19 protein-coding genes are annotated in these 22,153 nt (G+C 61.0%); 16 read left to right on the forward strand and 3 right to left on the reverse strand.

Annotation, left to right across the window (positions count from 1 at the left end):
- Positions 1 to 21 precede the first annotated feature (21 nt).
- The 5 genes from H7C18_RS07050 to H7C18_RS07070 are packed head-to-tail and all read left to right on the forward strand — an operon-like array spanning position 22 to position 4,149.
- Positions 22 to 810 carry an SDR family NAD(P)-dependent oxidoreductase gene (locus tag H7C18_RS07050; RefSeq protein ID WP_185128322.1) on the forward strand — a complete coding sequence of 263 codons (789 nt, stop codon included), beginning with the start codon at positions 22 to 24 and terminating at the stop codon, positions 808 to 810.
- A 13-nt stretch (positions 811 to 823) separates the two neighbouring features.
- Complete coding sequence (locus H7C18_RS07055) at positions 824 to 1,876, forward strand: zinc-binding dehydrogenase (protein WP_185128323.1); 1,053 nt, start codon at positions 824 to 826, stop codon at positions 1,874 to 1,876.
- Complete coding sequence (locus H7C18_RS07060; protein ID WP_185128324.1) at positions 1,873 to 2,202, forward strand: cupin domain-containing protein; 330 nt, start codon at positions 1,873 to 1,875, stop codon at positions 2,200 to 2,202. Before H7C18_RS07055 ends, H7C18_RS07060 begins: the two co-directional genes overlap by 4 nt.
- A 19-nt stretch (positions 2,203 to 2,221) precedes the next feature.
- Positions 2,222 to 3,244 carry a DUF4432 family protein gene (locus H7C18_RS07065; protein ID WP_185128325.1) on the forward strand — a complete coding sequence of 341 codons (1,023 nt, stop codon included), beginning with the start codon at positions 2,222 to 2,224 and terminating at the stop codon, positions 3,242 to 3,244.
- Entirely contained in the window at positions 3,241 to 4,149 is a 909-nt protein-coding gene (locus tag H7C18_RS07070) for a fumarylacetoacetate hydrolase family protein (RefSeq protein WP_185128326.1), read from the forward strand. The genes H7C18_RS07065 and H7C18_RS07070 overlap by 4 nt, the downstream gene beginning before the upstream one ends.
- 285 nt (positions 4,150 to 4,434) lie before the next feature.
- Here H7C18_RS07070 and H7C18_RS07075 read toward each other — a convergent pair whose 3' ends face one another.
- The 3 genes from H7C18_RS07075 to H7C18_RS07085 all read right to left on the reverse strand — a co-directional run bounded on the left by H7C18_RS07075 (position 4,435) and on the right by H7C18_RS07085 (position 7,171).
- Entirely contained in the window at positions 4,435 to 5,079 is a 645-nt protein-coding gene (locus tag H7C18_RS07075; protein WP_185128327.1) for a peroxiredoxin family protein, read from the reverse strand.
- 219 nt (positions 5,080 to 5,298) lie between these two features.
- Positions 5,299 to 5,916 (reverse strand): TetR/AcrR family transcriptional regulator, encoded by a 618-nt coding sequence (locus tag H7C18_RS07080; protein ID WP_185128328.1) that lies wholly within the window; start codon positions 5,914 to 5,916, stop codon positions 5,299 to 5,301.
- 52 nt (positions 5,917 to 5,968) lie between these two features.
- Entirely contained in the window at positions 5,969 to 7,171 is a 1,203-nt protein-coding gene (locus H7C18_RS07085; RefSeq protein WP_185128329.1) for a sialidase family protein, read from the reverse strand.
- Between the two features lie 204 nt (positions 7,172 to 7,375).
- Between H7C18_RS07085 and H7C18_RS07090 the strand changes: the two genes are divergently transcribed.
- From H7C18_RS07090 to H7C18_RS07140, 11 genes are all read left to right on the forward strand, one after another.
- Complete coding sequence (locus H7C18_RS07090) at positions 7,376 to 8,545, forward strand: iron-containing alcohol dehydrogenase (protein ID WP_185128330.1); 1,170 nt, start codon at positions 7,376 to 7,378, stop codon at positions 8,543 to 8,545.
- A gap of 62 nt (positions 8,546 to 8,607) precedes the next feature.
- Positions 8,608 to 10,404, forward strand: a complete 1,797-nt coding sequence (locus tag H7C18_RS07095) for a sigma-54-dependent Fis family transcriptional regulator (protein WP_185128331.1) — start codon at positions 8,608 to 8,610, stop codon at positions 10,402 to 10,404.
- Between the two features lie 672 nt (positions 10,405 to 11,076).
- Complete coding sequence (locus tag H7C18_RS07100) at positions 11,077 to 12,666, forward strand: type 2 periplasmic-binding domain-containing protein (RefSeq protein WP_185128332.1); 1,590 nt, start codon at positions 11,077 to 11,079, stop codon at positions 12,664 to 12,666.
- Between the two features lie 72 nt (positions 12,667 to 12,738).
- Positions 12,739 to 13,710 carry an ABC transporter permease gene (locus tag H7C18_RS07105; protein WP_202886964.1) on the forward strand — a complete coding sequence of 324 codons (972 nt, stop codon included), beginning with the start codon at positions 12,739 to 12,741 and terminating at the stop codon, positions 13,708 to 13,710.
- A 12-nt stretch (positions 13,711 to 13,722) separates the two neighbouring features.
- On the forward strand, positions 13,723 to 14,598 hold the full coding sequence (locus H7C18_RS07110; RefSeq protein ID WP_202886965.1) for a carbohydrate ABC transporter permease: 876 nt from the start codon (positions 13,723 to 13,725) through the stop codon (positions 14,596 to 14,598).
- 52 nt (positions 14,599 to 14,650) lie between these two features.
- Complete coding sequence (locus H7C18_RS07115; protein ID WP_185128334.1) at positions 14,651 to 15,946, forward strand: four-carbon acid sugar kinase family protein; 1,296 nt, start codon at positions 14,651 to 14,653, stop codon at positions 15,944 to 15,946.
- Positions 15,931 to 16,929, forward strand: a complete 999-nt coding sequence (pdxA, locus tag H7C18_RS07120) for a 4-hydroxythreonine-4-phosphate dehydrogenase PdxA (protein WP_185128335.1) — start codon at positions 15,931 to 15,933, stop codon at positions 16,927 to 16,929. The genes H7C18_RS07115 and pdxA overlap by 16 nt, the downstream gene beginning before the upstream one ends.
- A gap of 216 nt (positions 16,930 to 17,145) precedes the next feature.
- The gene (gene dapA / locus H7C18_RS07125) at positions 17,146 to 18,051 is read left to right on the forward strand and encodes a 4-hydroxy-tetrahydrodipicolinate synthase (protein WP_238357526.1); all 906 of its coding nucleotides are present in this window, start codon (positions 17,146 to 17,148) and stop codon (positions 18,049 to 18,051) included.
- A 9-nt stretch (positions 18,052 to 18,060) separates the two neighbouring features.
- Positions 18,061 to 18,741: a TerC family protein gene (locus tag H7C18_RS07130; RefSeq protein WP_185128336.1), complete on the forward strand. Its 681-nt coding sequence runs from the start codon at positions 18,061 to 18,063 to the stop codon at positions 18,739 to 18,741.
- Positions 18,716 to 19,903, forward strand: coding sequence for a sialidase family protein (locus H7C18_RS07135; protein ID WP_185128337.1), 1,188 nt, complete (start codon positions 18,716 to 18,718; stop codon positions 19,901 to 19,903). Before H7C18_RS07130 ends, H7C18_RS07135 begins: the two co-directional genes overlap by 26 nt.
- The gene (locus H7C18_RS07140) at positions 19,900 to 22,032 is read left to right on the forward strand and encodes an MGH1-like glycoside hydrolase domain-containing protein (protein WP_202886966.1); all 2,133 of its coding nucleotides are present in this window, start codon (positions 19,900 to 19,902) and stop codon (positions 22,030 to 22,032) included. The genes H7C18_RS07135 and H7C18_RS07140 overlap by 4 nt, the downstream gene beginning before the upstream one ends.
- Positions 22,033 to 22,153: the final 121 nt, after the last annotated feature.

The raw sequence follows: 22,153 nt of genomic DNA on the forward strand, positions 1-22,153 counted from the left end.
GCAGGGAAAAGGAGGACGGCGATGGAACGGGGATTGCGCCGATTCGAAGGAAAGACCGCCGTCATTACGGGCGGCGCTACGGGCGTGGGGTTCGCAACCGCCCGACGGCTGGCGGAAGAGGGCGCCCGCGTCGTCATCGGCGGCCGCCGCGCGGACGTCGGGCTGCAGGCGGAAGAAGCTTTGCGCGCGGCGGGCCTGGAAGCCGCCTTCGTGGCGGCGGACGTGGCCGACGAGGTGCAGGTCCGCCTGCTGATGGACGAGGCGGTCCGGCGATACGGGAGCCTCGACGTGCTGGTGAACAACGCGGCTACGTTCTCGCCGGGAGGATTCATGGAGACGCCTTGGCCGGAATGGCGCCGGGTGTTCGACGTTATCGTCAGCGGCGCGTACTTCTGCACGAAGGAAGCCGCGCGCCTGATGATTGCGCAAGGCGCGAAAGGGCGGATCGTCAACGTCTCGTCGATCAACTCCACGCGCGCGCTGGAGGAATCTTCGCATTACAACGCGGCCAAGGGCGCGCTCGACCAGTTGACCCGCAACACGGCGCTGGAGCTGATCGGCCGCGGCATCCGCGTCAACGGCGTCGCGCTGGGCTTTATCGACACGCCGATGTCGGTGGTGGACGGAGTCAAGGAGCACGAGACGGACTGGTTCCGCGACATCTACGTCGCCCGCAAGAAAATTCCGCAGCAGCGCACGGGAAAGCCGGAGGAAGCGGCCGGGGCGATCGCGTTCCTCGCCTCCGACGACGCCTCGTATCTTTGCGGGGCGGTCGTCCCGGTGGACGGCGGCTTGTCCATTACGTTCTAAGGAGGCTATGCAAGTGAGAGCGCTCGTCTACGAAGGCCCGTCGGTCATGAACGTCCGCGAAGTCGAGACCCCGGTTCCGGGCGAGGACGAACTGTTGATTCGGGTCGCCTATTCCGGAATATGCGGGTCCGAGCTGAGCGGGTTCCTGGGGCAAAATTCTTTGCGCAAGCCCCCGATGATCTTCGGCCATGAATTCGCCGGTACGGTCGCCGCCATTGGCAGCCGGGCGGCGGACGGGTCCGGGTCCGGGGCTTGGGCCGTCGGGGACCGGGTGACAGCCAATCCGCTCGTGACCTGCGGGCGCTGCGAGAACTGCCTGAAGGGCCGCCAGCAGCTGTGCGCGGAGCGCAAGCTGCTGTCCGCCGCGCTGCCGGGCAGCAACGCGGAATACGTGAAAATTCCGGCCTCGTTCGTCCACCGGATTCCGGACGGCCTGTCGCTGCGCGAAGCCGCGCTGACCGAACCGGCGGCATGCGCCGTCCGGGCCGCCGAGCTTGCGGAGGCGGAGCCGACGGATACGGCGCTGGTCGTCGGCATGGGGCCGATCGGGCTGCTGATCCTGCAGGCGCTGGCGCAGTACGGAGTGCGGCGGATCGTCGCGGTCGACCGGAACCGCGACCGGCTGGCGCTGGCCGCCCGGCTCGGCGCGTCCGACGTGTGCTGCCCGGAGGATGGCGACCTTCTGGCGGCCCTTCGGGGCCTGACCGGGGGGCGCGGCGTCGACGTCGCCGTCGACGCGGTCGGCGCCGCGGTCACCCGCCGGCAGTGCGTGCAGGCCTGCAGGCCGGGCGGACGCGTCGTCCTGACCGGCCTGCACGAGGAAGAGTCGCCGCTGCCGGTGAACTTGATCATCCGCAGCGAAGTCCGGCTGGCGGGCTCGTTCGCCTATTCCGAGACGAACTTCCGCACCGCCCTGCGATGGCTGGCCGAAGGAAGGATCGGTCTCCCGGAAGGCGTCGTGGAGGCGCCGCTGGAGGAAGGCGCGGCATGGTTCGATAAGCTGATCCGGAATCCGGGCAACGTATCCAAAGTGCTGTTGAGGCCGCAGGGAGCGGACGGGGAATGAACGGTTACGGAGAATGGCGGCCGGCGGGCGAAGGCATCCGACGCAAGATTTATCCGCCGGGAAACAGCATCATGAGCATGGCGATCGAGTTCGAAGCCGGCGCCAGAGGAGCCGCCCACTCGCATCCGCACGAGCAGATTACGCACGTGATCGAAGGGCGGCTGCGGCTGACGGTGGACGGCGCGTCGCACGAGCTCGGGCCCGGCGAGCAGCTATTCGTGCCGGGAGGAGCCGTTCATTCCGCGGAAGCGCTGAAGGCTTCCTCGGTGCTCGAGATCTTCTCGCCTCTGCGCGACGATTTGCTGGCGTCGGTCGAAGGCCGTTAAACCGAAAGGAGAAGTTGTCGTGACCGTGCGGGTCGATACGGATTGGACCTATCGGGATCTTCGGACGGTGATCCTGGAGAACGACCGGCTTAAGGTCGTCATCATGCCGGAATTGGGCGCGAAAATCTGGCAGATCACCTACAAGCCCCGCGGCAAGGATCTGCTCTGGCAGCATCCGCGCCTGAAGCCGCGGCCGCTTCCTTTTCACGCCGTCTACGACGATCAGTTCTTCGGGGGATGGGACGAACTGTTCCCGAACGACATGCCGGAGACGATCGGGGAGGAAGCGTACCCGGACCACGGGGAGCTCTGGACGCTTCCCTGGCAGTTCGCGGTCTGGCAGACCGGCCCGCAGGAAGCCTCGGTCCGCTTGTGGACGGAGACGCCGATCAGCAATTGCCGGGTGGAGAAGACGATCACGCTGCGGGCGGGAGAGGCGAAGCTTCGGTTCCGCCACTTCATCGCGAACAACGGCCGCGAGGACTTGCCGTATTTATGGAAGCTCCACGCGGCGATGGCGGTCGACGGAGACGCGCGGATCGATCTGCCTGCCGAGAACGTCTACGTCGAGGAGTTCGGAAAACCCCGCATCGGTCAGACCGGGGTGACCTACCGCTGGCCTTATGCGACCGACGAAGAGGGAGTCCGCCGCGATATGAGGAAGGCGCTGCCGGATTCGGCCGGCGTCGGCGAGTTTCAGTACGCCATCGGCATGAAGGAAGGCTGGTGCGCGATCACGCATGCGAAGGAAAAGATCGGTTTCGCGCTTGCGTACGACAAGCGGCGGCTGCCGCATTGCTGGCTGTTCGCCTCCTATGGCGGCTGGCGCGGGCTGAATACCGTCGTGCTCGAGCCTTGTACGGGCTATCCCGCCGGCGTGAACGACGGCGTCCGCCAAGGGACGCATGCCGTACTGAAGCCGGGCGTTCCCTTCGAATGCGAGATCGTGGCTGCTGTATTCGAGGGGCTGGACGGCGTGTCCTCCGTCGACCGGGAAGGGAATGTCGCCGGAATCAAGCAAGAAGGGAAGAGAACCAGATGAAACTGCTGCATTTTATCGCGGACGGAAAAACGAAGCTGGGCGTGTGGACGGAGAGCGGCGTGCTGGACGTCGAAGCTGCCGCTGCGGAGTTCGGCGCAGCCGGAGGAACCGTTCCCCGGGACGCCGAGGAAGCGATTGCCGGGGGAGAAGCCGCGCTTCGGACGCTTCGCCGCCTGGCGGAAGCCGCGGCGGCGTCCGAAGCGCCGGAACGGGTGCTGCTGCCCGAGAGCGGGCTGGCTTGGGCGCCATGTCTCGCCCGCCCGAACAAAATCGTCTGCATCGGGCTCAACTACCGCCGGCATGCGGAGGAGACGAATTCTCCGATCCCGTCTTCTCCGATCGTTTTCCACAAATTCAACAATGCCCTGACCGCCCATCAAGCCGACGTGTATCTCCCCCGGACGAGCGTCAAGGTCGACTACGAGGCGGAGCTCGCCATCGTCATCGGCCGGAGGATCAAGGATGCGGCGAAGGAGCGGGCGCTTGACTCCGTCTTCGGATACTGCTGCGCCAACGACTTGTCCGCGCGCGACCTGCAGATGCGAACGTCGCAATGGGCGCTCGGCAAGTGCTGCGACGGCTTCGCTCCTCTCGGCCCTTATCTCGTCACGGCGGACGAAGTCGGCAACCCGAACGACCTTCGGATCCGCTGCGAGGTGAACGGAGAAGTCCGCCAGGATTCGAACACGTCGGACATGATCTTCGCCTGCGACGAGATCGTCAGCTACCTGTCGCAGCACATGACGCTGGAGCCCGGCGACGTCATTCTGACCGGCACGCCGGAAGGCGTCGTCATGGGCTACCCGCCAGAACGCCAGGTTTATCTGCGCGACGGCGACGCGGTCACGGTGGAGATCGAGAAGCTGGGCTCGCTGACGAACGTCATGAGGAGCGAGGCGGGATAAGAGCCGCGATCGCGACTCCATGCATTCTATAACCAGTAAAGGAGCTGTCCCTCCGTTCGGGACAGCTCCTTGTTTGTCGTTCGATTCACACCAGGGTGACGGAGACGCCGCGGTTTCGCAGGTAGTCGATATCGTCCGCCGGCGCGCCCGCATCGGTTACGGCCGCGAGCACCGTTCCCGTCGAGCTCGTCATCCGCCGGGAAGGCGACGAGGACCGTCGGTTGATCGGACCGTAACCGAAAGTCAGGCCCGCGCGAAGGTGCGCGGGCCTTTTGCCTGGAGGAGTTACAGCTTCCTCAACTGATCCAGAATGTCCTCGGGAGCCGGACGCTGCATGAAGTCCGGGTTGACGTAAGCGGAACGGATGATGCCGGTCTCGTCGATCATGAACGTGGACGGAACGGGGAGGATCCAGCGGTCGGTCGCGTTGTATTCGGCCAGGCTCATCTTGAACTGGTTCGTCATGACTTCCTGAACGTAAGGAGGCACCTCGTACAAAATATTATAAATGGCGGCCACGAGCCCATTCGTGTCGCTAAGCACCTGGAAACGAAGCTCTTGCTTCTCCTGCTGGGAGAGCGTGTTGTCCGGGCTTTGCGGGCTGACGGCGATCAATTGGGCGCCCAGCGCTTCGATCTCCGGCAGCGCCTTCTGGTACGCCTGGAGCTGCAGGCTGCAGTACGGACACCAGCCGCCGCGATAAAAGGTGAGCACGACGGGGCCTTTGGCCAGCTCGTCATACAGGCGGACGGGAACGCCCGCCGAATTGTTCAAGGTAAAATCTTTGGCTTTCTGCCCTTCCTGCAAGCCGTACAGTATTCCCGACTCCTGCTGCTCCCGGATCTGACGGAACATGGCGGCCTGAACCTCGGCGGGCGTATGGGCGATAAACTGTTGCTTCGCCTCTTCGAGAGCTTGGTTTAACGTCATGAACGGTTCTCCTCCTTAAATTTGGTTCTTCTTCCGGTTTTTTTGGAGTAAGTACTCCATTTTCGTATCTGCGCCTTATCGTAATGGATCGATTTTGGATTGTCAACTCCAAAAACTAAAAACAATAAAAGCCCCTAAAACCGGCGAACGGCCGCTCTCGGGGGCGATACCTGCGGGAAGTGTCCTCCTTCCGGCTCCAATATGGGACTTGCGATCCGGTCAAACGAGAAACGACCGGATGTGTGCGAGCATGGCGTCCAATCCGGCTTCGAGCGGGCCGGCTTCCTTGCGGACTTGCGCCAGAAGCAGGCCGCCTTGAAGGCCGGCCAGCAGCGCCAGCGCGAGACGGTCCGGATCGGCGTCCGGCCGCATCTCGCCGCGGTCGTACATCGCCCGCAGCCCTTTGCGGATCGCGAGCTCCCACAGCTCAAAGCCTTCGGCCAGCTCGAGACGGGCGTCGGGCTCCGCGTCCGCCAGCTCGCTGGCCAGCGAGCCGATCGGACAACCGCCTACGAATTGCCGCTCGATCTGAAGCTGAACGATCGCATCGCGCCACGTCCGGAGCGCCTCCATGCTGTCCAGATGGCTCAGCAGCGGTTCCTGGGCGCCGAGCACCTGCTCGCACTGAAGGCGAACGACCGCCAAAACGAGCTCGCGCTTCTCCTTGAAGTAGTGGTACAGCTGGGAGGCGCTCACTTTGGCTTCCCGCTGCACATCCTCCACGCTCGTTCCGGCGACGCCGCGTTCGAACATCAACCGGGCCGCGGCGGCGACGATGCGCGCGCGCGTCTCTTTTCCCTTCCGGGTTAACCGGTGCTCTTGGTTTGGGGTGTCCATCGTCTTTTCCATAGTTGCAGTATATCAAAAACGGACGGCCTTGCGGATCGGTTTACTTCATCGGGAAGTTCTCCCAGGGCCACTTGTTTCTCTGTTGGCCTCGAATCGAATCCTCCGGGAAGCAGGCGTATTGAATATGAGTGCGGTTGCCGTATGCGTAGGCGACATGGATCATGCCGTCCCGCGATTGAATCAGCGTCGGATATTCGTAGCGGCGGTTGAACTTCCGGTTCGCTTCGCCGCAGTAATCGTCGCCGGTCTCCAAGTGCCGCATGTACGGCCACGTCTCTCCGCCGTCATCGGACAGGGCGATCGTGACCGGAACCCGCTCGTACGGCCACAAGGTGACGGACGGATCCTCGTTCGCGCTGCAATGATTGAAGACGATCGCGATCGCTCCGCTTTGCAATCGAATGGCGCGAAGGGACGCATTGTTGTTGGGCAGCGTCGTGCACACGGGCTCGGACCAGCTCCGGCCGTAGTCGGCCGATTGGCCGACATAGATGCGGTCCGCGCTGCGGCTGCGGAAGAACGCCGACAGCCGGCCTTTTCCCCGCTCGACGATCGAGGCATGCACCCTTCCGCGACTGCCGGGAATGACGGTCTCCCGCCACGTCCGGCCTTCATCCGTCGATCGCCGGACGGCGCTGTAATCGCGACCGAACTGGCCGGTCTCGTCGAGGCTGCTGTACCAGACGGGGAACAGCCAGCTTCCGTCGGAGAGCACCGTGATCGGATGGCGCGCGAACGTCCCGGGGCGGTCGAACAAGGTGAACGGCTCGTCCCACGAATGCCCGCCGTCCCTTGAGATGCGGCAGCGGACAACCGATGTGTGCTGCATGGCGAACGGCCCCTCGGCCTCCCCTTTTCGGAGTTTCTCTTGCCACTCCGGCAGAGTGCACCCTCTTGTCTCCATGGAAGTGTGCATCAGCCACAGATCCCCGTTGGGGGCGACGAACAGGGACGGATTCTGGTCGGCTCGGGAGTAATCGTCCGACAGCCGAACGGGCCGGCTCCATTGCGCCGACTCGGCGGCCAGCCGGGACATGTAAATTTTAATGTCTCCGGCCCCTTCGTCCGACCCGCCGAACCAGGCGCAGACGAGGTCGCCGTTCGCCAGCTCCGCCAACGCCGGGGCGTGATTGGTCGGGCAATCGGTCGGAAGGCGCGCTTCGATCCGGTCGGATTCGGGATCCAGGCAGCAGCGTCCGTCGGTCAGAAAAGCTTGCAGATTGATAATCGCGGTTTGATCCATGAGCGATTCGACCTCTTTCTGCGAAAATGGGGAACTCAAATGATTGTTGAATAAAACAACAGGAATTATTATAATGACGAATATCAACAAATTTGTTGCATTTTTAATCTCAAATTCAATTTATCATTCGTCAATTAGAGAGTCAACAGAAATGATGTCCTAAAATTAAACATCTCCACCAATCCAACTTCAGGAGGCGTCATGATGTCTAATCTTCCTTATTCGTTCCAAACCGCCGCGCGCATCGTCGCCGGCAACGGCTCGCTTGATCGGCTTGCGGATCTGGTTCAAGGATGCGGCGAAGTGAAGAGGGCGCTCGTCATCGCGCAAAATTCCGCGGTTCGGCTCGGGTTCGCCGAGCGGATCGAAGCGCAGTTGAGGCAGGCGGGAATCGCATCCGAACGGCTGACCGGCATGATGAACGAGCCGACGGCGGACCATATCGGAGAGCTGCATGCCCGAATCAAGGAGACGCCGTTCGACGTGTATATCGCCATCGGAGGAGGCAGCGTGCTGGATGCGGCGAAGATCTTGTCCGTGCTCCGGACGAATAAGGAACGCGTGGAGGAGATGGTCGGGACGGATCGGGTGAGGAAGCCGGGCGTTCCGACGGTTCTCATCCCGACGACGTCCGGCACGGGGTCCGAGGTAACGCCGAACGCGATCGTCACCTTCCCGGAGGAGGAGCTGAAGATCGGCGCCGTCAGCCGTCATTTGCTGCCGGCCGTCGCCCTGCTCGATCCGGAGCTGACGCTGGAGCTGCCGGGGCCGGTGACCGCGGCGACCGGCATGGACGCGTTCACGCACGCGTTGGAATCGTTCATCTCCAACAAGGCGAATCCGATCAGCGACATGTTCGCGCTGGAGGCGATGCGCAAAATTTCGGGAAGCATCGAGACGGCTTACCGCGAAGGCCGATCCTTGAAGGCGCGGGAGGATATGCTGATCGGCTCCATGTACGGCGGCATGGCGCTGACCGGTTCGGGAACCGCCGCCGTGCATGCGTTGGCCTATCCGCTGGGAGGCAAGTTCCACATTCCGCACGGGGTGGCGAACTCCATGCTGCTGCCTCATGTGATGGCGTTTAATTATGACGCCATCGAGGAGAGGCTGGCGGAGGCGGCGACTGTCATGGGACTGCGGGAGGGCCGCGGCGCTTCCCGGACGGCGGCGGCCGAAGCGGTCATCGAGAAGATCGCCGAATGGACCAAAACGTTGGACATTCCGCAGCAGCTTGCCGCGTTCGGCGTACGGGAGGAGCATGTCCCGGAGCTGGCCGTCGCCGCCTCCAAAGTGACCCGGCTGCTGGATAACAATCCGAAGCCGCTCGATATCCCCCAGATCGAAGCTCTGTACCGGAAGCTGCTCGCATGACGATTGCATTTTGGTCCGACATCGGCTATGATCTGTGTAAAATTGCAACAGAAGGTGTCGAGATGAAAATCAAAGCACTGGTCGTCGCGCCCTACGAAGGGTTGATCGAGCTGATCAACCAACTCTCTTCCGAGCTGCCGGAATTCGAGATCACGTCGGTTCTGGGGGATCTGTCCGAAGGGCTTCACGTGTTCAAGGAGCGTTACGTTCATAAGGAATTCGACGTGGTCATCAGCCGGGGCGGCACGGCGGCTCTGCTGCGCGAGCACATCTCGGCTCCCGTCGTGGACATCCAGGTGTCCGGGTTCGATATTTTGCGCATGCTGACGCTGCTGAAGGGCTACCGGTCGAAGATCAAGATGATCGGGTTCCCGAACGTCATTCAAGGCTTCGCGGCGGTGTCCAGCCTTATGAACGTGGAAATTCCGTACGCGGAAATCCACCACGAGGATGAAGTGGAAGCGATCGTGAAGAGGGCCAAGGAGGAAGGGGTCATCGTCGTCGTCGGCGACAACGTCACCGCCCGCCTTGCCAACGAATGGGGGATGCAGGGCGTGCTTATCACGTCCGGCCGCGAATCGGTAATGGATGCGTTCCGCACGGCCAAGCAATTGTGCAAGGTGCTTCGCGCGGCGAAGATTCGCAATTCGGTGTACGGAACGCTGCTGGACCAGGTGGAAGAGGGCTTCGCCATGGTGGACGAGGACGGCGGCTTGACCTACGCCAATCGGGCTTTCAAGAAGCTGCTCCAACTTCCGGAGACGGAAATCGAGGTGAATTCGATATTTGCGGCCCATCCTTTTTTTCGGGAATTCGTTCGCTTCACCCAAGAACGTCCGGCTCCGGCGATTCCCGTTCTGTACGAGACCGAGCGCAAGCTGGCTGTCGCCGCGTCGGAGGTCGAATCGCTGCCGGGATGCCATCTGATCAAGCTGCAGGAGTTCAAGAGCGTCTCCGGCGAGATTTATGTCATTTATCATAAGAAAAGCAGCCATCATTCCTTTCCCCAAATCATTATGACCGGAGAAGCGTTCCGGGATGCGCGCCTAACGGCGGAGAGGCGGTTCGAAGCGGGGCTGCCCGTCGCCGTTTACGGCGAAATGGGCAGCGGCAAAATGCTCTTCATGCATATGCTCTACCAATCGGAGCGCTATCCGGACGGAAGTCTGGCCGAGATCGTCATCCAGGGCGGCGGCGAGGAGACGTGCGGCTATCTGCAGCGCCTGCTGCAGAGCGTTCGGCCGGGGGCGCTGGCGTATATTCGCGGACTGGAGAAGGTTCCCGTCCCGATGCAGCGCAAGCTGATCCCGCTCATCAAGAAGGCGAGGGGCAGGCTCGTCTTCTCGTTCGTCCAGGATCCGAAGCGGCTCAAGGACGAACTGCTGCTGGACGCGAAAATGTACGACCTGCTGGCCGAAGACATCGTGTTCCTCTCCCCGCTGCGCGAGAACGTCCGCTATTTCGAGGAGCTCGTCCGCACGTTTATCGTCCAATACAACGAGAAGTACGGCAAGCAGGTGGTCGGCGTGCGGCCGAAGGTGCTGGACGCTTTGCGCTCCCACCCGTGGAGGGGGAATTTCATCGAGCTCAAGGAAATGACCGAGCAATTCGTCCGCAGCGCCACGGGAGAATACATCGAGGAGGATGCGCTCGGCATTCTGGGGAATTCCTCCGTCGTCGGCTGGTCCGAAGGGCCGGCGGACACGAAGCGGATCAACATCCATCAGCCGCTGGAGGAGATCGAGCGGGATATTATCCGGATGGTGATGGAAGAGGAGAACATGAACCAGTCCAAGGCGGCGAAGCGGCTCAAGATCAACCGCGCCACGCTTTGGCGGAAGCTGAAGGAAGAGAAGTAACGCAAGGAAGAAGCGCGGCGCAGCCCCTCGGGGCTGCGCTTTTTTTCTGGGGGCAGGACCCCCACTGTGATCGACCGACCGCTCGCTCGGTTATTGCGGTTTTCTAACAAATCTAAAAATCCTTATTCCTCTCCGCAGACATCGTTTGGGATTTTAACGAATCGAAGAAACCTTATTTGCCCTTTAGGGCATGAATCGCAGCGGCTTTTCGCCGCTTAGGGTTTATACGATTCGTTACGTCCGGCTATCCTTCGATATTGCCGGAATAAGGTCGCGTGGATTCGTTAGCCGCGCCTTCACCGGACACTCACGCCGGAGGCCCGGGTTCATCGTGTCCGCAATTCGGTCCGAAACCCGCTGCCATTCCCGGCAGATCGGCGTTCGAAGCGCGAAAGACGTATGAATAGACGAATTTGTGCGGAAATAATGTTTAAAAATTAAACATTAAATTGTGGAAAACCAAATAACCTCCCCAAATTATAAAAATACTGTTGCTTTTTGATATGATGTGTTGTAGATTCTAAATGTAAGCGATACGCATTTCTCCAAACAACAAGCATTCAGGAGGAATGAGTTGAATTTTTAGGCAGAACATCCCTGTAAGCCGATTTTTATCACGTCTTATGTAAGCGTTTTAACCTACATTACGAGTCACTAGGGGGAAAACGATTCATGAATTGGAAACCGGTTATGAAGGGCACGCCCGTTCTCGCTTTGGCCGTCGCTTTGTCCGCTTGCAGCGGGAGCGGGGGGAACTCGGGCTCGACCGCATCTCCTTCCTCGAGCGGCGCGGCAAGCGGTTCGGCCTCGTCCGGCGGCAGCTTCTCGTTCTCCTACATGATGGCCGCCAAGTACAACAACTGGCTCAAGGATCTGGCTTGGTACCCGGAGCTGCTCAAGGAGACCAACACCCAGGTGAATCTGGTCGACGGCGGCCAGGACGACGCCGACTACAGCAAGAACCTCGATCTGAAGATCGGCTCCGGCGAGTTCCCGGACGCGGGAATCGTATCGCTCAGTCAAGCGGAAGTGTACGGCAAGCAGGGCGCATTTATGGATTTGAAACCGCTGATCGACAAGGAAGCGCCGAATATTAAGGCGTTCCTGGAACAGAATCCGGACTACGCCAACCTGGTTACCGACAAGGACGGCCACATTTACGGCTTGATGCAGGAGTATCCGACGATCTCGAGCGTCACGCTCTACCGTTCGGACATGTTCAAGAAGGCCGGCATTACGCAGAACCCGACGACGATCCAGGAGTTCACGGACGATCTGAAGAAGCTGCAGGAAGCGTACAAGAGCACCCAAAACTTCTATCCGTTCACCGGCCGCGACGGCTTCATCCGGTATACGGAAGCGTTTGACGCGGGCGACAAGATCGACGCGGACGGGAAGGTTCACGGCATCTACAACCTCGGTGCCGGCTACGATCTCTACAGCCCGGGCTTCAAGCAGCTGATCGAATGGTACATTTCGCTCTACAAAGATAAGCTGATCGATCCGGAATGGGTGGCCGGCACGCAGACCGAGGATTCCTGGCAGACGAAGATGCTGACCGGCAAGGGCGCGGTGTCCGACGACTTCTTCACGCGTCCGGCTTGGCTCATGAGCAACGGCGGGCCGAAGAACGATCCGAACTACGACATTCAGGTCATGCTTCCGTTCAAAACCCAGGACGGGCAGCAAAGCAAGCGTCCCGTTTACCCGACGCTTCGCACGGACCGCGTCATCGTCATCAATCCGAAATCGAAGGCCAAGGCGGACGGCATCATCAAGTTCATGGACTACGTCTTCTCCGAGAAAGGCCGCCAGCTGATGGACTACGGCGTCGAAGGAACGACTTCTAAAGACGAGAACGGCAAAAAGACGTTCATCACCGACTTCTCCGTAGAAGCCGCGAAGCCGCTCGGCACGACCAACAACGGGGTATATCAGGACCGCCTGACGTTCCCCGCGCCGGTGGACAACGACGCTTACTACGATTTCCTTGACAAACTGACCAAATCGTACGCGAAAAATTACTTCGACAACTATGCCCAAGTGTTCCCGACCCTGAAGTACGACGCGGACCAATTGAAGGAAAGAACGAATCTGCTGGCCAAGGTGCAGCCGGCTCTCGACTCGAACATCGTCAAGTTCGTCACCGGCGCGCGCAGCATGTCCGAATGGGACTCGTTCTTAAGCGAAATGGAGCAAGCCGGCTACAAGCAGATCGTGGACATCGATCAAGCGGCTTACGACGCGATGAAGCAGCAATAAGCGGCGGCATCTCCTCTCATCCCGCAGCGGATGGGGAGGAGATGCTAAATCCGGCTCAAAGGGTGGATGATGATGAGCGCACAATCCAGAGCAACCTCCGTCGTCCGGATGAAGGACGGGAGCAGGCCAAGAAAAAGCTGGCTGAAGCAAATCTGGGGACTGAAGATCCTCTATCTGATTTTGCTCCCGGGTCTGATCCAGATGCTGCTTTTCAAGCTGCTGCCGCTGTTCGGACTCGTGATCGCCTTTCAGGATTACAGCGTGTTCAACGGAATTTTGCATAGCGATTGGGTAGGGTTCAAGAACTTCGCCGCCTTCCTGCACGACGACTACTTCTGGAGGCTGGTTCGCAATACGCTTTTGCTCGCTCTGTTCAATCTCTTGTTCGTGTTCCCGATCCCGGTCATTTTCGCTTTGTTCCTGAACGAGATTCGCGTCCGGGCCGTCAAACGGTTCGTGCAGACGCTGAGCTTCTTTCCTTATTTCATTTCGTCGGCCGTCATGGTCAGCATCCTGTACCGGCTGCTGTCGCCCCAGGGCGGGCTGGTCAACGAGGTTCTGAATTCGTTCGGCATCCAATCCGTGTTTTTCATGGCCGATCCGAACTGGTTCCGCCCGTTATATGTGGCGCTCAACGTATGGCAGCTGTTCGGGTATAACGCCATTATTTATTTGGCCGCCATGACGAGCATCGACCCGAACCTGTACGAGGCGGCGGAGATGGACGGCGCGAGCCGTTGGCAGCGGATATTCAGGGTCACCCTTCCTTCGATACGGGGAACGATCGTCGTCATGTTCATCCTGGCGATCGGACAAATCTTGACGGTGGACCTCGACAAGATCCTGCTGATGTACAATCCCAGCGTGTACGATACCGCGGACGTCATTCAAAGCTACGTGTACCGGCAAGCGTTCGCCAGCGGAGGGTTTCCGAATTACAGCTTCGGCGCCGCCGTCGGCCTCATGCAGTCCGTGCTCGCTTTTGTTCTGGTCATGGGGGCGAACCGATTCTCGAAAAAATTTACCGAGTCCAGCTTGTTCTAGGAGGCGGCGAAATTGCGCAAAAGGCTCCCGGTTTTCGATATGACGAACGGTTCGATCCTGGTCCTGGTCGTGCTCGCCTGCGTTTACCCGTTCGTGCTGATGCTCTCCACCTCGGTCAGCGACGGGGCCGCGGCGGCTTCCGGTCAGATTTATCTGTGGCCCAAAGGGTTGAACATCGAAACCTATAAGTACATTCTGAACAATCCCCGCCTGGGCGTCGCGTCCGGGATGATGAATTCGCTGTTCTATACGGTCGTCGGCGGCCTTGTGGCCGTAACCGTCACCTACATGACCGCTTATTCGCTGTCGAAGAAACGGCTGAAGGGCCGCAACGTCATCATGATGCTTTTCCTGTTTACCTGGGTGTTCGAAGCGGGCATCGTCCCGAACTATATCATTTATCATGCGCTCGGTTTGGTGAACTCGCGGCTGGTTATGATTCTGCCGACGGCGATCAGCACTTTCCTGCTGATTATTACGAAGTCGTTCCTGGACAGCTTGCCGGGCGAGCTGGAGGAAGCGGCGTTCATTGACGGCGCGAACGATTGGACCATCATGTGGAAGGTGTTCTTTCCCGTCAGCAAGCCGATCATCGCGACCATCGCCATTTTCAATGCCGTGCTCATCTGGAATCAGTTCTTGATTCCGATGATTTACCTGCAGGACTCCAAGCTTCAGCCGATTACCGTCGTGCTCTACAATCTGATCATCAATTCCAGCAAAGGCGGCACGTCCTTCGAGAATATCGTGGTGAACGGCGTGCAGCTGCTGCCTCAGAATTTGCAGGCCGCGGCGATTTTCCTGGCGATTCTGCCGATCCTGTTCATCTATCCCTTCACGCAGAAATATTTCACCCAAGGGATGCTTCTGGGGTCGATCAAAGGATAGCTTTTCATGACAATAAGGATTTTTGCGCATAGAGGCAAACCGGGGTGATGACTTGAAAATTGCAATTATTGCCGACGATTTGACGGGTGCCGGCGATACGGGAGTCCAGTTCGCCAGAGGCGGCATGAAGACTCTCGTCCTTCTCCGGTCGAATCCGGACCGGACGCCGGATGCCGATGTCCTTATCTTGGATACAGATAGCAGGTCGTTGTCCGCGGAAGAAGCGTACGCGAAGGTGCGGAAAGCGGCGGAATACGTGAAGATCTGCGGTGCGGAGGTCGTCTTCAAAAAGATCGATTCGACGCTGAGGGGAAATATCGGGGCCGAGCTCGACGCGGTGTACGACGCCTTTCAACCGGATTTCGTCGTGTTCGCCCCCGCCTACCCGCAATACGGCCGCGTCGTTCGGCACGGCCACATGCATGTCGACGGCAAGCCGCTGCACGAGACGGAATTTGCCCACGATCCGAAAACGCCGATCGCCGACTCGTCCGTCCCGCGGCTGATCGGGCTGCAATCGGTCCGGAAGGTCGGGCTGGTAACGGAAGACGATCTGGCCTCGGACGATTCGGCGCTGGCGGCCAAGCTGGAACAGTTCCGCCGGGAAGGCGTTGCGTACCTGGCATTCGACTCCGCCGGCGAGGACGATCTGAAGCGGATCGTCCATCTATTCGACTCGCTGCCTTATCGGGTCGCTTGGTCCGGCTGCGCCGGATTGGCACCTTACTTGGCGGGCGGCGTCGAGGCGGGGAAGGCGGCCCTGCCGAAAACCTGGCACCCCGTGCTTACAATAGTGGGCAGCGTCCATATCCGCACCCGTCGGCAAATGGAGACGGCGTTGTCTTTGCCGGACGTGCGGGGAGTGAAGCTGCTGTCGCACCTGGCCGTCGCGGGAGAAGTTGAATGGGAGGAGGAACTGGAGCGGATCTGCCGGGAGGCGGGAGAGAGCTTAAGAAGCGGCTTCTCCGTCATCCTCTATTCCTCCGGGAGCCCGGAGGAGATCGAACTGGCGCAGAAGGTCGGCGGCGTTCAGGGGCTGACGCCGGTCGAGGTGAGCAACTGCATCTCGCTGGCGCTCGGGCTCGCGACCGCCCGGCTGCTTCGCGATTTCCCCGTCAATCGGCTCGTTCTGACCGGAGGAGATACGGCCAAGCAGGTAAGCAACTGCCTGAACGTTCATACGTTCGAGCTGATCGACGAGGTGGAGACGGGCGTGCCGGTCGGCATCCTGCACGGAGAGAGGCCGATCTACGGCGTGACGAAGGCCGGCGGCTTCGGCTCCGAGAACGTTCTGGCGGAGGCGATCAAGATTTTGCAAGGGGAGGAAACGACATGCGCCCAATCATAGGAATCACGATGGGGGACGCGGCGGGCGTCGGGCCGGAGATCGTCGTCAGCGCGCTGCGGGATCCGCGAATTTACGAGTTATGCCGTCCCCTGGTCATCGGGGATTTGAAAATGCTCGCGAGAGCAGCCAAGGTGCGGGGATGGTTCCCGAAGCTTCAAACGGCGGTAGAGCCGGCGGAAGGCGACTACGTCCACGGGACGATCGACTGCGTCGACCTCGACCTGCTGCCGGAGGGGCTGCCATACGGACAAGTCTCCGGCATCGCGGGCAACGCCGCGTTTCACTATGTGGAGAAAGCGATCCGCTTGGCGCAGGAACGGCGGATTCATGCCATCTGCACGGCTCCGCTCAACAAGGCGGCTCTGCAGCTCGGCGGACACCATTATCCGGGCCACACGGAGATTCTGGCGACGCTGACGGGAACGGAAGATTACTCGATGATGCTCTCGGCCCCCAAGCTGAAGGTGATCCATCTGACAACGCACGTCGGGTTGATCCGGGCGATCGAGAGCATTACGCCGGAGCGGACGTACCGCGTCGTGAAGCTGGCGCACGACACGCTGCGCCGGGCCGGCATCGAGCGGCCGTCCATCGCCGTCTGCGGCATCAATCCCCACGCCGGCGAGAACGGGCTGTTCGGCAACGGCGAGGAAGAAGAGAAGCTGGTGCCCGGCATCGAGCGGGCCCAGGCGGAAGGCATCGACGCGACGGGGCCATACCCGGCCGATACGCTGTTTTTCCGCGCCGTCCGCGGCGACTTCGACATCGTCGTCGCCTGCTACCACGACCAGGGCCACGGACCGATCAAGGTGCTGGGACTGGAAGCCGGGGTCAACATCACGGTCGGCCTGAACGGCGGCATCGTCCGCACGTCGGTCGACCACGGCACGGCGTTCGACATCGCCGGCAAGAACCTCGCGGACGACCGCTCCCTCAAGGAAGCGATCCGCATGGCGGTCGAACTGGCTCCCAAGGATTACTGACGGGAGAGCTTCGGCGACGCCCGGACCGGGCCGGGTGTTTGCGACGCAGGACATCGGCAACATGCCCGCTCGGGCGTCGACTCGTTGGGGCTTGCGATGTAAAACATCGCAATAAGCCCGCGCGGGTGCCGGTTCATCAGTGAATACGATGTAAAACATCGTATCGTGAGGACGAGATTCGAAAGTGCGAAGCGAATTCGCGAAAAGAATGGAGCGATGAGAATGTTGAAGCCGGAAGGAATCATCCCGGCGATGGTGACGCCGTTTGCCGACGACTATTCCGTGAACGAGACCGCAGTCCGGAGCCTCGTCCGGCGGCTGCTTGAAGCCGGCGCGCACGGCTTGTTCTGCCTGGGGAGCAACGGCGAGTTTTTCTCGCTGACGCGGGAGGAAAAGCTCCGGCTGGCGGAGGTCGTCGTGGACGAGGTCGGCGGCCGAGTGCCCGTCTACTTCGGCAGCGGAGGCATCAGCACGCAGGAAACGATCGGATTGACGAGGGAGTTCGAGCGGATCGGCGTGTCGGCGGTCTCCGTCATTACGCCTTATTTTCTCAAGCTGACCCAGCGGGAGCTGGCGGAACACTACAAGCGGCTGGCCGACGCGACTACGCTGCCGATCTTGCTGTACAACATCCCGAATCTGACGGGCAACTCGCTGCTGCCCAAGACGGTGGCGGAGCTGTCCCGCATCGATAACATCGTCGCGGTCAAGGACAGCAGCGGCAGCCTGGACAACATTCTTCAATATATCGAAGAGTCGGAACCGGGCTTCTCGGTTCTGGCCGGTACGGATTCGCTCATTCTGGCGACGCTGATGGCGGGAGGACACGGGGGCATCGCGGCGACGGCCAACTTCATGCCGCAGACCGTCGTCGCGATTTATGAGAAGTGGAAAAAAGGAGAACTCGCGGAAGCGCAAGAGGAGCAGATGAAGCTGAAGGAGCTGCGCGGCGCGTTCAAGCTGGGCACCCTGCCGTCCGCGCTCAAGGCGGCTCTGAATCTGGCGGGCGTTCCGGCGGGGCCGGCCAGGCCGCCCGTCGCTCCGCTATCGCCGGAGGCGGAGCGGGAGCTGAAGAAGGTGGTGCGGCACTACATCGACGAGGGAATCGTCGCGGAAGGATAAGCAGCCATCATGGAACAGAACGCCTTGCTCTTGTTGGAGATTATGCTGATCAACATCGTGCTCAGCGGCGACAATGCGGTCGTGATCGCCATGGCGAGCCGCAACCTGCCCGTCCCCCAGAGGAAAAAAGCCGTCTACTGGGGAACGTTGGGCGCCGTGGCGCTGCGGATCGCGCTGACGGTCGTCGCGGTCTTTTTGCTCAGAATCCCATTCGTGGAGATCGCGGGGGCGCTTCTGCTCTTGTATGTGGCCGTTCGCTTGCTGACCGACGACAATTCCGCCGCCGGGACGAAAGGCGCCGCCTCCGTGTTCAAGGCGGTCGCCGTGATCTTGACGGCCGATCTGATCATGAGCCTGGACAATGTGGTCGCCGTCGCTTCCATCGCCCGGGGCAACTACGGGCTGATGGCCGTCGGCATCGCGCTCAGCATCCCGCTGATCATCTGGTGCAGCCAGTGGATCGCGAAGGTGCTGAACGCTCTCCCGGCGCTGGTGTACATCGGCGCGGGAATCTTGGGCTACACCGCCGGCGAGATGCTGGCGAAGGACGATCTCGTCCGCAAGCTGATGCCCGCAGACGAACGCTGGATCGGGATTGCGATCGCCGGAGCTTGCGGGCTCGGCGTCATGCTTGCCGGATGGGCACTCAGAAGAAGAAAAGGAGATGTTCGCCATTCGTACTCGAACTGAACTGCTGCAATCCGCCGTGGAGAAAACGGGACAGATCTCGCTGGAATACGGCCATCGGGCCGTCGCCTACATTCCGACCCGCTACCTTGAGAATCACGCCGCGAGCCTGGCGGAGCTGAGCAACGGGGACATTCTGGCCGTCTGGTTCGCCGGCGACGTGGAGGAAGGCAAGGCCGGCATCCGGATCGTGCAGTCCCGCTTGAACCGGGATTCGGACCGCTGGACGGAGCCGGTGGAGGTGTCCGGCGATCCCGTCCGCTCGGAGCAGAACCCGGTGCTGTTCGAGGCGCCGGACGGCAAGCTGTGGCTGATGTATACGGCTCAGGATGCGCAGACCATGAGCCGGGAAGAGTACGGGAAGCTTCATCCCGGCGGGGCGTACACGAGGCAGGAGACGGCCGTCATCCGGCTGCGGATCTCGGAAGACAACGGCTATACGTGGGGACCTGTCGGCGTCTTCTCGGAAAATCCGGGCTCGTTCTGCCGCACGCCGATCGTGGTGCTGGACAACGGAGACTGGATCTTTCCGATGTGGTACAGCTTGGCTGACGGCGTGACGGCTTACGGCAGCGATTATTCGGTCGTGCGGATCTCGACGGACAAGGGTCAGTCCTGGACCGAATATCCGATCCCGGGAAGCCGCGGCCGGGTGCACGCCTCCCTGATCGAGGACGGCGGAGGCAAGCTGACCGCCTTCTTCCGCAGCCGCTCCGCCGACAACATCTATGTCGGCTATTCCGAGGACTACGGACGCACTTGGACGGAGCCGGTCCGCACCTCGCTGCCGAACAACAACGCGTCGATCCGGGCGATCCGTCTGAAGTCGGGCAGAATCGCGATGATCTACAACCATTGCCGCGGGGGCGACGATCCGGCGGCGACGCTGTGGCCGAAGGAGCGGTACCCGGTGACCGTCGCCCTGTCCGAAGACGGCGGTGTTACTTGGCCTTACCGCAGGCATGTGGATGCCGGCGACGGATTCGACGGGGAGGCGAACCGCGGCCTTAACCGCAAGTACGAATATCCATGGATCTTGCAGGACCGAGAGGGTCTGCTGCACGCGGTTTATTCGTTCGCCGGCCGCGTGGGCATCAAGCACGTCTTGTTTACCGAGGATTGGGTGATCGGCTTGCGGAAGGAGAAGGAAGGTCGAAGCCTTTGACCGGACGCGCGAGCATCGACGAGGCGCTGGCGGGCGGCAAGCGCAGCTTGCGCACGATCCCTCAAGCCCTCTTGCTCGGACCGACCGGGGCCAGGCTGTGGGCGGATTACGTGCTGCCGCAGCCGGGCTTCGCCGGTGCGATCGATTTCATCCACAAGCTGAACATTCCGCTGTTGTTTACGGTCGAATGCACGGGGACGGACGTCTATGAGCCTTGCGGCATCGAGTGGCGTCCCAGCCATTTGTCCCTGACTTACCGCAACGAAGACGTTCGCTTCTCGGAGAAGAAGTTCGTGACCTGGGACGATTGCGCCGTCTCCTGCCAGACGTGGGAGAACATCGGGAGCGAGCCGCTCGCGCTAAAGCTGCGGGTGAACGGGAAGCTGTTCGGCGAGCGCAGCGGGGACGGGTTTGCCGGCAGCCTGGCGTTTCCCGAGCATGGATTTCGGATGACCGCCGCTCTCGGAACCGACGCTTCCGGACTGGCGGACGGTATCGTGCTCCAGCCGGGAGAGCGGATTCGGTTCGTCGTCGCCGCCGCGCTCGGGCTGGAGGAGACGGACCCGGCGGAGCGGCTGAGGGAACGGATCGGCCCGTTTACGGGTGGCCGCGTCCCGTTCGACGACATCGCGCCGCGTCATCAACGGGCATACCAGAGCTGGTTCGACCGGGCTCCTTCGTTCGTCAGCAACGAGCCGCTGCTCGACAAAACCTGGCAGTACCGCTGGTACGTGCTTCGTCACAATCTGGCTCATCCCGGGATCGGCAACCTTCGGCACCCGCTTTTTTACGAAGGCAGATCCCATAAGATGACGAAGCGTCCTTACGCTCCGGAGGGCTGGGAGTTCAGCAAGATGATCCCGCTGACCGTGCCGATGCACCTGCTGGAATCGAGATGGCACCATGATGCCGAATACGGCGAAGGAAGCATTCGGAACATGCTTGCGAATCAGGGCGAGGACGGCTTCTATCCCGCGACGTTCGTGAACAAGACGCTGCACTCCTACGCCAACTTTTTCGGTTGGGCCGTCTATCAATTTTATCTGGTGCACCGGGATCGGGAGCTGGTCCGGGAGCTGCTGCCTTCTCTGAAGAAGCAGATCGAGGGGGAGGCCGCGAAGCTGGGCAATTCCGCCGATACGCTGATCATCGAGTATGTCCACCAGCATACGGGGAAGGAGTACCAGCCGAGCTACTGGTATTTTCACGATTATCCGAAGGATCCTAAAGACCCAAGCGCGTATACGCCGCTGAAGCGAGTGGACCGTTCGATTTACCATTACTTGAACTGCCGCGGCGCGGCGGAGCTGTGCCGGCTGCTGGACGACCCGGACGCCGAGCGCTTCGCCGGCTGGGCCGACCGCGTTCGCGACGACGTGCTGGACAAGATGTGGGACGAGCCGAGCCGTTTCTTCTACGATCTGCACCACGAGACCGACCGCAAGGCGATGGTCAAGAACATCGTCGGCTTCTACCCCTACTGGGCCGGGGTGACGGACGCCGGCCACGCCGAAGGCTTGAACCGTCTGTTCAGAACGGAGGAGTTCGCGACGCCATGCCCGTTCCCGTCCGTATCCGCGGATTGCCCGGTTTATACGGCCGAAGGCGGCTGGCAAGGCCTCTTCCTCAAAGGAAGGAACGGCTGCGTCTGGGACGGTCCGACCTGGCCGTATACGAACAGCGTCGTTCTGGACGCCTTGGCGGGCGAGAGCAAGCGCGGCGGGCATCGGTACGACGAAGCGTTCGGCCGATGGTTCCGCGAATTTTCGCTGCTTCATTACTCGTCCCGGGATCTCGGCCGGCCGTATCTGGTCGAGCATTACAACAGCCGGACGGGCGAGGCGATCAGCGACGAGGCGGACTACAACCACTCTTACTACATCGATCTGGTCGTCCGTCACATCGCCGGACTGAACGCGGAAGCGGATCGGATCGTTCTCGATCCGGTCGACATCGGCCTGCGCCATTTCGATCTGGACAACGTCCGGATCGCCGGCAGGAACGTTCGCGTCTCTTATCGCCGGCCGGACCCCGGGGCACCGGCGGAGAACGACGGCTATCGGTTGTACGCGGATGGCAGGGAAGTGCTGAGAAGCGACAGCTTGACCCGTATGGAATATCGTCTGTAGGCGGCGCGAAGATAACCGCGAATGAACCTTCCCGTTCATTCGCGGTTTCTTCGCGCTCGGGAATTTCTAGATTCGGTGTTGATCTACCCGATAGAGGCTTCTATGATGAACAAGGAAGACC

It is taken from the genome of Cohnella zeiphila, assembly GCF_014212055.1.
GTDB lineage: Bacteria > Bacillota > Bacilli > Paenibacillales > Paenibacillaceae > Cohnella > Cohnella zeiphila.